At 53.2% G+C, this 14,293-nt stretch carries 12 protein-coding genes; 1 reads left to right on the top strand and 11 read right to left on the bottom strand.

Annotated elements, in window-relative coordinates; all coding sequences use genetic code 11:
• Nucleotides 1–80: 80 nt before the first annotated feature.
• The 7 genes from MKX42_RS00400 to rpoE form a co-directional block, all read right to left on the bottom strand.
• Nucleotides 81–1,358 carry a radical SAM protein gene (locus MKX42_RS00400; RefSeq protein ID WP_340750373.1) on the bottom strand — a complete coding sequence of 426 codons (1,278 nt, stop codon included), beginning with the start codon at nt 1,356–1,358 and terminating at the stop codon, nt 81–83.
• Nucleotides 1,359–1,383: 25 nt separating this feature from the next.
• On the bottom strand, nt 1,384–2,742 hold the full coding sequence (gene rho / locus MKX42_RS00405) for a transcription termination factor Rho (RefSeq protein WP_036724456.1): 1,359 nt from the start codon (nt 2,740–2,742) through the stop codon (nt 1,384–1,386).
• 145 nt (nt 2,743–2,887) lie between these two features.
• Nucleotides 2,888–4,141 carry a UDP-N-acetylglucosamine 1-carboxyvinyltransferase gene (locus MKX42_RS00410; protein WP_340750375.1) on the bottom strand — a complete coding sequence of 418 codons (1,254 nt, stop codon included), beginning with the start codon at nt 4,139–4,141 and terminating at the stop codon, nt 2,888–2,890.
• A 187-nt stretch (nt 4,142–4,328) separates the two neighbouring features.
• A complete protein-coding gene (fba, locus tag MKX42_RS00415) occupies nt 4,329–5,183 on the bottom strand; it encodes a class II fructose-1,6-bisphosphate aldolase (RefSeq protein WP_340750377.1) in 855 nt (284 codons plus the stop codon).
• 205 nt (nt 5,184–5,388) lie between these two features.
• A complete protein-coding gene (locus tag MKX42_RS00420) occupies nt 5,389–5,775 on the bottom strand; it encodes a response regulator (RefSeq protein WP_036698896.1) in 387 nt (128 codons plus the stop codon).
• A 292-nt stretch (nt 5,776–6,067) separates the two neighbouring features.
• Nucleotides 6,068–7,675, bottom strand: coding sequence for a CTP synthase (locus MKX42_RS00425; protein WP_036724451.1), 1,608 nt, complete (start codon nt 7,673–7,675; stop codon nt 6,068–6,070).
• 343 nt (nt 7,676–8,018) lie between these two features.
• Entirely contained in the window at nt 8,019–8,582 is a 564-nt protein-coding gene (rpoE, locus tag MKX42_RS00430) for a DNA-directed RNA polymerase subunit delta (RefSeq protein WP_339312211.1), read from the bottom strand.
• 445 nt (nt 8,583–9,027) lie between these two features.
• Here rpoE and MKX42_RS00435 point away from each other — a divergent pair, with 445 nt between their 5' ends.
• On the top strand, nt 9,028–10,281 hold the full coding sequence (locus tag MKX42_RS00435; protein ID WP_340750379.1) for a S8 family peptidase: 1,254 nt from the start codon (nt 9,028–9,030) through the stop codon (nt 10,279–10,281).
• 388 nt (nt 10,282–10,669) lie between these two features.
• On the opposite strand, the gene argS is transcribed toward MKX42_RS00435, so the two are convergent.
• From argS to MKX42_RS00455, 4 genes are all read right to left on the bottom strand, one after another.
• On the bottom strand, nt 10,670–12,355 hold the full coding sequence (gene argS, locus MKX42_RS00440; protein ID WP_340750381.1) for an arginine--tRNA ligase: 1,686 nt from the start codon (nt 12,353–12,355) through the stop codon (nt 10,670–10,672).
• A complete protein-coding gene (locus MKX42_RS00445) occupies nt 12,352–12,795 on the bottom strand; it encodes a DUF1934 domain-containing protein (protein ID WP_340750383.1) in 444 nt (147 codons plus the stop codon). Before MKX42_RS00445 ends, argS begins: the two co-directional genes overlap by 4 nt.
• 115 nt (nt 12,796–12,910) lie before the next feature.
• Nucleotides 12,911–13,579 carry a GNAT family N-acetyltransferase gene (locus MKX42_RS00450; RefSeq protein WP_340750385.1) on the bottom strand — a complete coding sequence of 223 codons (669 nt, stop codon included), beginning with the start codon at nt 13,577–13,579 and terminating at the stop codon, nt 12,911–12,913.
• 38 nt (nt 13,580–13,617) lie between these two features.
• Nucleotides 13,618–14,286 (bottom strand): GNAT family N-acetyltransferase, encoded by a 669-nt coding sequence (locus MKX42_RS00455; protein ID WP_340750387.1) that lies wholly within the window; start codon nt 14,284–14,286, stop codon nt 13,618–13,620.
• Nucleotides 14,287–14,293: the final 7 nt, after the last annotated feature.

Below are 14,293 nucleotides of genomic sequence, written 5' to 3' on the forward strand. Positions count from 1 at the left end.
TATATGATTACGCAAGCTACATTCTAGCATGTGATGCCCAGGCTCTGCAATAGGCCAGCCGTTCTTAAAAAACCTAAAGCCTAAAGCTGCACTCTGCGCCGCTTGGCACGGGCCAGCTCAGCAGGGGGAACATGGGTGAAGGAACCAATTACAACCTCCGGGAGCTCCTCACGGAAGATCTCGAGCATGGTCTTCATGCCAAGGATCTCGCCCCGTGCAGGGGGAATAAGCTCCAGATAGCTCTCCGGGTCAATATTGAGATTACGCATCTGAATGAGCTTAAGATCTGTACGTCTGACGAACTCCACCATCGCTTCAATTTCTTCCTCACGGTCTGTAACCCCCGGGAAAATCAAATAGTTAATGGAGGTATATACACCTTGGGAGACAGCGTACTTCAGCGACTTCTCCACGTTAGCCAGCGTATATCCGCGAGGCTTGTAATAGGCGTTATAATGGTCATCCAGCGCGCTGATGGTACTAACCCGCATCAGATCAAGACCGGCATCGACAATGCCGCGGATATGATCGCTTAAGCCCGCATTGGTGTTGATATTGATATAGCCCATATCGGTAATGGACCGGACTTCACGGATAGATTCAATAATCAGCTTCGCCTGCGTAGAAGGCTCACCTTCACAGCCCTGTCCAAAGCTGACAATGGATTCCGGTGTCTTCAGGTGCTCCAGCATCACTTGCGATACTTCGTTCACTGCAGGGCGGAAGTTCATCCGTGTCTGCGGGGACACAAATCCGCTGTCATCGGGCTGTTCAGAGATACAACCGAAGCAACCGGCGTTGCAGGAGTACGAGACCGGAACAGCGCCTTCCCAGCGGCCAAGGAAGGTATTGGACGAGGTTAAGCATTCATATTCCAGCGCGCAGTTGGACAAGTGATTATACAGACGGTTCTCCGGGTACTTGGCAGTCAGTTCGCCCACACCAGTCTTCACATCGTCCCGGTCGCAGTTAAGCGGGTTCCATTGCTCCGGATCATCAGTAAGATCAGCCGCCACATAGAAACCGCCGTCCTTCCATACTACAGCGGAATATCCGAAGAGCGGAAGCTTGTAGGTCTTGTCTGTCTTGACGTAACCGGGAAGGCACAGACGGGTGTATCCCTGCGGCAGCAAGGCTCCGACAGCCTGCGAACCTGCCGGCAGGGGCAGCATCTCACCGGTCTCCGGATTCATCCCAATCGCCCGGGTGCTCGGGAGCCCGACCAGCGTGGCCCCCTCAGGCAGCGGAACCAGCTCTTCCTCCAGTATCTCAACGATCATATCGCCACTGCGGGCCAGGCCATACAGCTCGGGATGATCATATACGTTTCCTTGTTCGTCGGCATATACCAAATACATGTTATTCTCCTCTTGTTATCTATTCTCAGGTAGTCGGCACAGTAGGCGCCTTGGGACGTGTGGTGCGGCGGGCGGACGAGCCGCTGTTCGAGGTACCGCCTTTGCTGGCCGTACCGCTTGCTGACGAGGAATCCTTGCCTCCAGCCACATCGAAGGAGGCCAGGAACTCCGCATTCGTCTTGCTGTCACGCAGCTTCTTCAGGAATCCTTCTACGAAGTCATAGGATTCATTCATATTTTTACGGATCGACCAGATTGTATCCAGCTCTTCCTTGCTAAGCAATACTTCTTCACGGCGCGTACCCGAACGGCGGATATCAATTGCCGGGAAGATCCGGCGTTCAGCCAGCTTCCGGTCCAGATGGAGCTCCATATTCCCTGTACCCTTGAATTCCTCATAAATAATGTCATCCATCCGTGATCCGGTATCAATCAGTGCGGTGGCAAGAATAGTTAAGCTGCCGCCTTCCTCCACGTTACGTGCGGAACCGAAGAACCGTTTTGGCCGATGGAACGCGGCAGGATCAATCCCTCCGCTAAGTGTCCGGCCGGATGGCGGAACTACGAGATTGTAGGCACGGGCAAGACGGGTAATGCTGTCCAGCAGAATGACAACATCCTTCTTGTGCTCTACCAGGCGCAGCGCACGCTGGAGTACAAGCTCTGCCACTTTGATATGATTCTCCGGCAGCTCGTCAAATGTCGAAGCCACTACCTCACCTTTAACCGAACGCTGCATATCTGTTACTTCCTCGGGACGTTCATCGATCAGCAGAACAAACAGTGCAATCTCGGGATTGTTCGTAGAGATACTGTTGGCAATTTCTTTGAGGAGGAGCGTCTTCCCTGCTTTGGGAGGTGCCACAATCAAACCGCGCTGCCCCAGACCTACAGGAGCAAGCAAATCCATGATACGGGTCGACAAATGGGTTGGGGATGTTTCGAGCGGCAGCTTATCTTGCGGATAAAGCGGCGTAAGCGCCGGAAAATGTAACCGTTCAGCTGCAGTTGCCGGGTTCTCGCCATTGACGGCATTCACCTGCAAGAGTCCGAAATAGCGTTCGTTCTCCTTCGGCGTCCGGCATTTCCCGGAGACCAGGTCACCGCTTCTAAGGTCGAACTTGCGGATCTGCGATGCGGAGATATAGATATCCTCTGCACTCGGCAAGTAGTTAATCGGCCGAAGGAAGCCATAGCCTTCCGGCAGAATCTCAAGCACACCTTCCATAAACATTAGACCGCTCTGCTCTGCCTGTGCTCTAAGAATAGCGAAGATTAACTCCCGCTTCTTAAGCGTTCCGTAATAAGGAATCTGGTATTTCTTGGCAAGCTTATACAGATCGGTAAGCTTCATTTCTTCCAGATCGGAAATTTGAAGATCCATGTGCTATAACCACCTATTCAATTTGTGTATGATGAGTTCTAAACTATGAGTCTATGAAAATGCTTATTAGGATAGGATTACCCGAATTGGAAGGAGATATGCACTGAGCAGCCAATTTCCGCCCTTGCCAATCCGGGTATTCTCCTTATTCGTTCTCGCGCCAGACATCGGCTCCCAAACTGCGAAGATTACTTACGAGGTTGTCATAACCGCGGTCAATATACTCTACACCTGTCACTTCGGTGATGCCTTCTTCAACAGTCAGACCGGCAATCACCAGGGCTGCGCCTGCACGGAGATCAGCAGCCTTCACTTTGGCTGCATTCAGCGGACCGCCTTCAATGATTGCAGAACGTCCTTCTACACGAATCTTAGCGCCCATGCGAACCAATTCAGGAACATGCTTGAACCGGTTGCTGTAGACGAAATCGCTCAGGACGCTAACGCCTTCAGCCTGAGTCAGCATACTCGTCATTGGAGATTGCAGATCAGTTGCGAAACCGGGATAGATCAGCGCCTTGACATCCGCGTGCTGGTACTTGGCCTTGCCGATCACCCGGATACTCTCATCCAGTTCTTCTATATCTACTCCCATTTCCAGCAGCTTGGCAGTGAGCGCCTCCAGATGCTTGGGAATCACGTTATCAATTAAGACATTACCCCGCGTAGCCGCAGCGGCAATCATGTATGTTCCAGCCTGAATACGGTCAGGAATGATCGAATGGCGGCAGCCGTGCATTTCACTTACGCCTTCAATCCGGATCGTTTCGGTACCGGCGCCCTTAATAACAGCGCCCATGGAGTTGAGCAGGGTAGCTACATCTATAATCTCAGGCTCTTTAGCCGCATTTTCAATAATTGTAGAGCCTTTGGCACGGGAGGCCGCGAGCATAATATTAATGGTGGCACCGACACTGGATACATCCAGATAGATCTTGGCACCGCGCAGTTCTTTAGCATACAGGTGAATCGAGCCATGGTCATTGGTAACAGTCGCACCAAGCGCCTCAAAGCCTTTGATATGCTGGTCAATCGGACGGGGCTCAAAATTACAGCCGCCGGGTAATCCAATGGTCGCTTCCTTAAACCGGCCCAAAAGTGCGCCCATCATATAATAAGAGGCCCGGAGCTTCTTCACCGGTCCGTTAGGCATAGGAATGGATACGATACGGGAGGGATTAATTCTCATTTGGCTGCCTGTCCAAGACACGCTCGCGCCAAGCTCCTCCAGAATTTCGGAGTAAACGGCTACATCGCTAAGTGCAGGCAAATTATCCAGCACAACTTCAGACTCCGCCAAAATTGCTGCAGGAATAAGCGCAATGGCGCTATTCTTTGCTCCGCTGATGGTAACAACGCCCTCTAGCGGACGTCCGCCGCCAATCATTAATTTTTCCATAAATTTATCTGGTTCCCCCTACGTGTATTGCAGCTTGTTGTGGCAATACCAGTTGTGGCTTAAGGTGACATAAGGACTGGTGATTAGAAGAAGAAACGGCTGCGCCGTCCTTACCTGAAGGACGGCACCCGTTTCTGAGGAAAACGAAATGGCTTGTGCGGAAAAACGTTATGCGGCAGGGTAATACTTAGGCTTTGTTACTGGATCCGAATTCGCGGATTTTGCCGATAACAGTCTGCTTGATAGCATCGCGGCCTGGTGCGATGAATGTACGCGGATCGTAAGCATCCGGCTTAGCAGCAAGAACTTCGCGGACAACCTTAGCGAACGCGATTTGGTTCTCAGTGTTAACGTTAATCTTGGAAGTACCCAGGGAGATGGATTTCTGAATGTCATGTACCGGGATACCAGTACCGCCGTGAAGTACAAGCGGAAGGTTAACCGCATCGCGGATTTCTTCCATTTCCTTGAATCCAAGGTTTGGTTCGCCCAGGTAAGGACCGTGTACGGAACCCAGTGCAGGAGCCAGAGTGTCGATGCCTGTTTCTTTAACGATGCGTACGCATTCGTTAAGGTCAGCGTATTGGATGCCGCCGATAACGTCATCTTCCTGTCCGCCTACAGTACCAACTTCTGCTTCTACAGAAACACCTTTAGCGTGAGCATAGTCAACGACTTTTTTAGTCATTTCAATGTTCTCGTCGATTGGGTGGTGGGAGCCGTCGATCATTACGGAAGTGAAGCCGGCATCGATAGCATCTTTACATTTGTCAAAGCTTGAACCGTGGTCCAAGTGGATGGCTACAGGAACGGTGATTTTCATGTCATGAATAAGACCTTCAACCATCTTAACTACTGTGTAAAAGCCGCCCATGTGACGAGCTGCGCCTTCGGATACGCCAAGGATTACCGGTGACTTCTCTTCTTCTGCTGCACCAAGAATCGCTTGCGTCCACTCCAGGTTATTGATGTTGAACTGGCCAACTGCATATTTTCCTTCAAGTGCTTTGGTCAACATGTCTGTCATAGATACTAATGGCATGGTTTCAATCCTCCTAAAATATTGGGTTGCTTATATAAGCCGACATCACATACAGGCCTATTATAGCACATCCTGTGTTAAATACTAAATAGGATACACAAAAAAATGTCCCGGTGGGACGATATTCAGCCAACCCTTTGCCGGCGGATCATTTGCTCATTTTAGCGTATCCATAACAGGATGTCCCCAAACTATAATTTCTAAGCTAGCTGCATTGATCTACTGATTTGTTGTGCAGGTGCATATTGACGGCAACACGCATCTCATCGATATCGAACGGCTTGGTAAAATGCATCAGGGCCCCCAGCTTCGTCGCTTCCTTAATCATGTCCAGCTCTCCGTAGGCCGTCATCATAATGACCTTGATCGCCGGATTAAGCTCCTTCAGATGCTTGAGAATCTCGAGTCCGTCCATCCCCGGAATTTTCATATCCAACAAAACCATATCCGGCGATTCGTTCCTGACAATGTCCAGTGCCAGTTTCCCGTTAGCTGCCTGAAAGGTGGCATAACCTTCACTATTGAATACTTCCATGAGAAGAATCCGGATTCCATTCTGATCGTCGACGATTAACACTTTCTTCTTTTCCATACGATACCCTCCCAGAGTTTAAGGCAGATTGTCCATACCGCGCCCTCTCAACAGCTAACGGCCCCGCTTCAACTTAGTCTATACGAAACCTATTATTCGTGGTTTGCAGCCAAAATCCTGCTAATTGGCTAAAATGCGTAAATCTATGCCATATAAAGGAGGATTTCCGGTGAAAAAGCGGGAATACAGTCCCCTTGCCTTCCGGGAGCTATTGTGCAAAGGAGATGTTTTCAAAAAAGAAGCCCCCGTACCGGGAGCTCCCACAGGCCTGTCCGGCCTAGTCATTCTATAGTTACATTTGCTCGGAATGTGTAAGCGAGGCTTTGACAAATTCACGGAACAGCGGCTGCGGACGGTTCGGACGGGAGGTGAATTCCGGGTGGAATTGCACCGACAGGAACCACGGGTGACCCGGCAGCTCGACAATCTCCACCAGACGTCCGTCAGGGGAGGTTCCGGAAATAACCAGACCTGCCTTCTCCATCTCATCACGGTAAGCATTGTTGAACTCATACCGGTGACGGTGACGCTCATAGACCAGCTCATCGTCATAGCAGGACATAGCCAGGGAATCCGGCAAAAGCTTGCAAGGGTACAGGCCGAGGCGCATCGTGCCGCCCATATCTTCGATATCCTTCTGCTCTGGCAGAAGGTCAATCAGCGGATGCGGAGTCGCAGGATCGATCTCGGAGCTGTTCGCTCCTGCCAGTCCCAGCATGGAACGGCCGTACTCGATGACCGACACCTGCATTCCCAGGCAAATGCCGAAGAACGGAATGGATTGCTCCCGTGCATAGCGGATGGCTGAGATCTTGCCTTCGATTCCCCGGTCGCCGAAGCCGCCTGGAACCAGAATGCCGCCGATGCCGCCCAGCAGCTCGTCCACATTCTCATCTGTCACCAGCTCTGCATCGACCCACCGGAGCTTCACTTCGGCATTGGAGGCAAATCCGGCATGGGACAGGGATTCCACTACACTCAGATAAGCATCATGCAGCGCCACGTACTTGCCGACGATAGCAATCTCAACGGTACGCTCCAGCTTCTGAATCCGCTCCAGCATGCTCTCCCATTCACGCATATCCGGCGCAGGAGTAGTCAGCTTCAAGTGGTTGACGACAATCTCATCCAGACCCTCGTCGCGCAGATTCAGCGGCACCTCATAGAGAGTCGAGGCATCGCGGCATTCCACAACGGCGTTCGCATCGATATCACAGAACAGAGCCAGCTTGGCTTTCATATCGTCGGTGAGCGGATATTCCGTACGGCATACGATCACATTGGGCTGAATCCCGATGCTGCGCAGCTCCTTGACACTGTGCTGGGTCGGCTTTGTTTTTACTTCTCCGGCTGCTTTGATATAAGGAATCAGGGTCACGTGAATGTACATGACATTCTCCCGGCCGATGTCGCTCTTGATCTGACGGATGGCTTCCATGAACGGCAGACTCTCGATGTCGCCTACGGTACCGCCGATTTCGGTAATGACTACATCAGAGCCGGTCTCACGGCCCGCACGGAAGACGCGTTCCTTGATTTCGTTCGTAATATGCGGGATAACCTGTACGGTTCCCCCCAAATATTCCCCGCGGCGTTCTTTGCTGATGACCGAGGAATAGATTTTGCCTGTGGTTACGTTGCTGTTCTTGGACAGGTTAATGTCAATAAACCGCTCGTAATGCCCAAGGTCGAGGTCGGTCTCCGCCCCGTCATCGGTCACGAATACTTCCCCGTGCTGATAAGGACTCATTGTTCCCGGGTCCACGTTAATGTAAGGATCGAATTTCTGGATCGTTACCTTGAGACCTCTGTTCTTGAGCAGTCTGCCCAGCGAAGCAGCGGTAATGCCTTTGCCAAGGGAAGACACAACGCCACCCGTTACGAAAATATACTTTGTCACTGTAAAACCCTCCTAAATAAAGTCCAGAAATTCAGGGGACGCTTGCCCCTTATCGTATCCCTTTTTTCCATCATCCAACCGGGGAACCCGAAAGTTGCTTCCACCCGCCAAAATACAAGGCCGTCAGCCTGGAAATCGCGGAAAACCGCAGCTTCTTGGCATACAAATGAAGCGAAGCCTATTCCTTCTTATCTTGTAAAAAAACAAAAAAGTGACACCCGTAGACCCGGGGCACTTTTTATTTTAGAAAACAATATTAACTTTCATTATAAGCCCATGCAATAGTTTACTCTGAGCGTCCCGCCCCTGTCAAGGGAGGAATTGCGCCGCTGCACAGACTGTTCTAATATTTATCTTCCTCGTCCTCATCGTCGGCATCGTCTTCTTCGCCGTCTTCGGAATCTTCATCATCCGATTCGTCTTCGTCAATGTCGTCTTCATCGATGACTACATCTTCGTCAACTTCCTCTTCGCTGTCGTCGTCGGAATAGAGGTCGTCGCGATCTTCGTCAATCGCATCGAAATCCTCTTCCTCAGCAGCATAATTCTCTTCTTCATCGGTAAAGTCGTCATCTTCCAGATCGTCGTCTTCATCGTTGATGATCCGCACACGCTTGGTGTTGCCGACAGGGTCGTCGGAGCGTTCGAGCGGGTACCAGCGCTTCAATCCCCACAGATTGGTTCCGACACAGGCAAAACGTCCGTCAATATTAATCTCGGTATATAGCTGGGCGATCGTATCTTGGCTCTCTTGATCGGTCAACCCGCGCAGCTTGGCAACCTCCACCATCAGATCACGGTAGTAGTAAGGCGTATTGGCTGCCTTAAGCACCAGGAAGGCCAGGTCTACCATCGGCATTTCTTTTACTTTCTCAGGGTCCAGCTTTAAATTGAGTGGCGTACTCACTAAAGGACACTTCCTCTCACGCATTGTTCACATTCAATCATGCTTCATTCATGATATCCATTAACAAAACTAAGTAAAACCTATTTGCGGGTAAATTGCAAGTCTATTGCAGCAAGATCAGGGAAACAGATTCTGCGGTCCTGCCGCTGGAAGAAGGCTTGTCCGCCTGGACAGGGCAATAAATGGGATGAGCATGATGAGACTTATATTCCCAAAAAGGCGGAGGGGTTACCCCTCCGCGCATGACTGTATCCACGCCAAGGATCGGCTCCTTACGGGATGTTGCAGGGCGCCTCGCGGTTCCCTCTGTTTATTTTATGTAAACTCCAGCCTTTTGACACGATGGGCAGCCCATTTCGTTAAAAAAGGGCAAGTTCCCATTCGGACGCCATCCCCCTTTCATACAATATGGCAGCACGGCACCGAGGAGGGGACGGCGTAACCTATGGATTATTACGGATTTTGGCAGATGCTGCTTGAAGAAATGAAGGCTGCCTCCAAAAGTGCACCACGGCACATTGTGACCTTCAACGACCCCCGCATGTATGCCGGCGCATTGTCGCAGTGGAAATCTCTGAAGAATAAAAAGCCTGGCCTGAGGCAGGTACAGGTCTCTACGCTGATCCGGGCTTTTTTCGTGCCCGCCGCCGGAGCAGAGCGGCTGATGGACCGTTATGCGGATTCCCTCTGTATAGAAGAAGACCACCGGATTAAGGTTCACTCGCCCTTGGCGGACAAGAGCGGTTCCGCCCTGATGCCCTGGGGGATCAGGGCCATCCGCGCTCCACAGGCCTGGTCCAGATCGACCGGCGTTCATGTCAAGATCGGCGTCATTGATACAGGCGTCGATTTCCGGCATCCTGATCTCAGGCATTCTCTGGCCTCCGGGATCAACCTGCTGAACCGCGGCATGATGCCACTGGATGACAACGGCCACGGCACGCATATTGCCGGCACCCTGGCGGCAGCCGGGGGCGCGCGCAACATGATGGGTGTAGCCCCCCGGGCGCTGCTCTATCCGGTCAAGGCCTTCGACCACAACGGCTCCGCTTATGTATCGGACATTGTCCTTGGCATCGATTGGTGCGTGCAGAACAAAATCGATATCATTAATATGAGCTTCGGGATGAGGAACCGGAGCAAGGCTCTGCATGATGTGGTGATCAAGGCCTACCGGGCCGGGATCGCCATCATCGCTTCCTCCGGCAACGACGGCAAGCGCGGCGGGGATTACCCCGCGCGCTATCCGGAGACTATTGCCGTAGGCGCCCTTGACAGAAGGCAGCGCGTCGCAGCCTTCAGCAACCGCGGACCGTACATCGATGTGTACGGCCCGGGCGAGGGCATCCCCTCCTGCTGGCTGCGGGAGGGGTACAAGGAAATGAGCGGCACCTCCATGGCGACCTCCCATGTCACCGGTGCCGCGGCCCTGCTGCTCGCGCTGCGGCCGGGGCTGTCGCCCCGCGAGCTGAAGCTGCTCTTGCGCCGCACCGCTTCGCCGGTGCGGCTGCGCAAGGGCCAGCGCCGCTCGTCGCTGGGCGGCGGCGCGGCCGATGCGCTGCGGCTGCTGCGCGTAGGCATCCGGGCCCGGCGCGGCAGTGGCAGCAGCGCCGCTGGCGGCAGCGGAGCCGGTGGCAGCGGCGGCGCTGCCGGCGGAAGCAGCAGCGGGGCGAAGGCCGCTGCTATGGTTAAGGCGTAAGGGCTAGAGTCTGATACCGGCTCCCTCGACAAACAAGTGGAAAAATGCATCTTAATTCGCTACTTTTCGAACAATAGACGTAAGCAAGTGGATAAACGGCATCTAATTTTGTTCGAATTCGCTAAGGTGGGCAAAATGTACTGGAATAGGTGCTATTTATCCACCTGCTGTTACCGCAGGATTCATCCGTTCATCAGCAAGTGGAGAAAATCCATCTATCTCCGGTCAACCTGTCATCCAAGCCTGTTCCGCCGTACATTTCCGGTGGAATAGGCGGCATGGCGCAAGTGAAAACGGCTTTGCTGTACTTGTAAAGGACGGTACCGTTTCAGCCAGAAATAGAAAAACGCCGCCCCCATAAAACAGGGGCGGCGCTTTCCAATTATAGCTACATCCGGTCCGGTGCGGTAACACCAACCAGCCGCAGGACGTTGGCAATGGCCGTCCGTGCAGCGCCCAGCAGGGCAAGGCGGGCTACCGTCTGAGCGGCATCCTCAGTAATTACGCGCTCTGCCTTGTAGTAGCTGTGGAACAACGAAGCCAGGTCGTATACATAGCGGACCAGGCGGTGCGGCGCATAGCCTTCGGCCGCAACGGTAATCTCCGCAGGAAGTTCACCGATTTTGCGGAGCAGATCATATTCATGGGCGGCAGTCAGCTTGCTGTAATCAATCTGGGCTGCATCGGGCACTACAATCCCTTGCTCCTCCGCTTGGCGGAATATGCTGCAAATCCGCGCATGTGCGTACTGTACATAGAATACGGGGTTCTCATTGGATGTCGAAATTGCCAGATCCATGTCAAAGTCCAGGTGCGAATCCATGCTGCGCATAGTGAAGAAGTAACGGATCGCGTCGATTCCGACTTCCTCCATCAGGTCTTCCATCGTCACGGCTTTGCCGGTACGCTTGGACATCTTGACCTTCTCGCCGTCCTGGAACAGGCTGACCATCTGGGCGATCAGCACTACGAGCTTCTCGGGATCATTGCCGAGCGCCGCCATAGCCGCCTTCATCCGTGGAATATAGCCGTGGTGGTCGGCTCCCCAGATGTTGATCATCGTGTCGTAGCCGCGGCCGTATTTGTCACTGTGATAGGCGATATCGGGTGTGAGGTACGTATACGTGCCATCGTTCTTGATCAGCACGCGGTCTTTATCATCACCGTATTTGGTAGTCGCAAGCCAGGTGGCGCCTTCCTTCTCATAGACTTCTCCGCGCTCACGGAGCTCATCCAGTGAACGCAGCACTTCTCCGTTCTCATAGAGGGAGGTTTCACTGAACCAGATATCGAAGTTGACCCGGAACCGGCCGAGGTCGCGTTTGATTTTGTCGAGCTCCTTGGCAAGCCCGTAGGTACGGAAGAATGCCGCCCGGTCGCCCGGTGTCATAGCGAGCAGAGAATCGCCCTTCTCCGCCACCAGCTCCTTGGCAAAGCCCTTGATATCCTCTCCATGATAACCGTCCTCCGGCATCTCGGCCGGCTGGCCCAGTTCCTGCAGGTAACGGGTCTCGATGGATTTGCACAGATTGGCGACCTGGTTCCCGGCATCGTTAATGTAGTATTCCCGGGTTACGTTGTAGCCGGCATAATCCAGCACGTTGCACAGGGCATCCCCGACAGCAGCACCACGGGCATGTCCCAGATGAAGGCTGCCGGTAGGGTTCGCGCTGACGAACTCCATTTCTACACGCTTGCCCTGGCCAATGTTCACACGGCCATAACCGTCACCCTGCTCGGCCACAAGTGCGATCACGGGGTACAGATAGCTTTTGGACAAAGTGAAGTTAATGAAGCCCGGTCCGGCAATCTCCGCCTTCTCAATAGAAGCACGGCCCGTATCCAGGTGTTCGATAATGGCCTCGGCGATCTGCCGGGGATTACGCTTAGCGATCTTGGTCAGCTGCATAGCAGCATTCGTAGCCATATCTCCATGAGCCTTGTCCTTCGGCACTTCCAGCACAATGGCCGGCAGCTCTTCGCGGGACACCAGACCTGCGGCTACAACCGCATCGGCGATGGCCTCCTTCACCCGTTCATGGGCAAGCTGGAGCGGATTTAAAGATTGTGTCATGATTGTGGTTCCTCCTGTATATTCAAACTTATAGCGAACTGTCCTGATATTTCCCCGTATACGTAGAGATCATATTCCCATGAAACGGCAAGCGATCTTCCTTCGCGCTTGATGTCCAGTGTCTTCGTGTCTGTGGTGAGATTGAACTGTGTATAAGGCGAGCGGTAGAATCCGGGCAGCGGTTGCCCCGGCTCAAAGGACTGCTCCGACTGGACTGCGCCATGGCGGATTAGCTTGATTCTGCCCTCTGAAATCTTCAGTGTGTTGCGTACCCTGGCCGATGTGCCTTCGGGTCCGGTCTGCTGCTCTTCATAAATGATGTACAGCGACTGCCCCTTGGCAATAGCCTCTCCCGCAGCATGCACCACACTGCGCTCTGTACCCTGCACACTCTCCAGCGTTACCGAAACGCCGTATTTGCCTTGTGGTCCTTCAGTCATCACATGTTCCCCGCTTATTCGTACTTGTAATCATAGAGGTCATATTCGCTTTCCCATTGTACACTATATCCAGATCAGGAGGGCAATTCAATCGCTTTTTCATCTGCCCTGGCCCTCACAGCGGCAATAACGCCACATTCTCCCTGCCGCGAAGCTGGCTGATCATCGATGTCCAGGCTTCCGGCTTGTCCTCCAGCACGGCGTAATAACGGGTCAGGAAATCGGCCACCAGCGGTGCCGCGATGCTCTCCAGCTCCTCATCTCCGGGCATGAAGCAGAGGTCCAAACCGGACACCGCCTCGCCATCCCCCTGCCAGGAAGGGTGGACATAGGGAATATCTATTCTTTTATAGCCCAAATGCGACAGAACTTCACGGCGGACGTACGGGTCCATCGGCTTAATTCCGCCAAAATCATACCCCACACGGTACGGATCATAGATCTCAGCGAACATCCCCAGCAGCTCCGTATGATTCTCAGCCGCCAGCTTCTCCAGATCTTTCAAGCGTTGACGCGCCAGAAGACGGCCAATGCCCAGCCCTTCCCGGCCAATAATGGTGAAATCGGTCATCGCTACATTCCAGTCGGCATAATACCGGTATTCCGTAGTACCTACAACCTTCCCTTCATGCACCGCAGCGAACACGCGTATTCCCGGATCGGCAAGCGGCTCCTTCCACAGGCTGTACTCCAGCACTTCCTCAGGCGGAAATACATCCGACAGCAGCTGATGCACCTCTCTGAACAACGGGTCTGTGATATCTGTAATTCTTCTATATTCCATAATCAAGAAATCTCCTCCAGGTGATAGGCTGTATTCATTTATTTAAAAGGATTCCGCCATTCCATCAGCGCTGCGTAATTTCCTGATTCCTCGTCCTCCAGATAACCCGTGACCACACTAACCGGAGACCGGCCGCACCGCAGCAGAAAAGTAATCACCGGATCAGACCAGCTACCGGCGACAACCCCGGCCAGATACTCTTCCGCTGTCATCTGACCGGCCACCCGGTGATAGCCCGGCATCCGGCCCGCTCCCAGCAGCCGCTCCAGCTTCAGTTCCACGACCACATGGTATAACGACTGGACCAGCTCCTTGCCCAGACCCAGCTTGCGGTATTTGGGACGGACACACAAATCTGCTATGTACAGCGTATTCCCGCCCGGCTGATGCGAAGTAAGGTATCCGTCTGCCGTAACCTCTGACCACGTATGATGAAGCGCCGGCGCCTCCGGGCCGAAATTCATCAGGAATCCGGTAACCGATCCGGCCAGCTCCCCGTCTGCCTCTACACATAAGGCCCCTTCCGGAAAAAGCGTCACGTGATTCTGCAGTTGCTCCCGGTTCCACCACAGCTCCGCAGGATAAGGCGGCGGGAACGCCTCGGACTGAATCGTAATCAGCTCGGTGAAATCAGCTTCCGTATAGGAACGAATCACCGCAGGGACCGGCGTCTTGCCGTCCAGAGCGTAAAACTTCTTATAATACATCCGTTAG

The sequence above is a fragment of the Paenibacillus sp. FSL R7-0204 genome (assembly GCF_038002225.1).
Lineage (GTDB): Bacteria > Bacillota > Bacilli > Paenibacillales > Paenibacillaceae > Paenibacillus_AQ.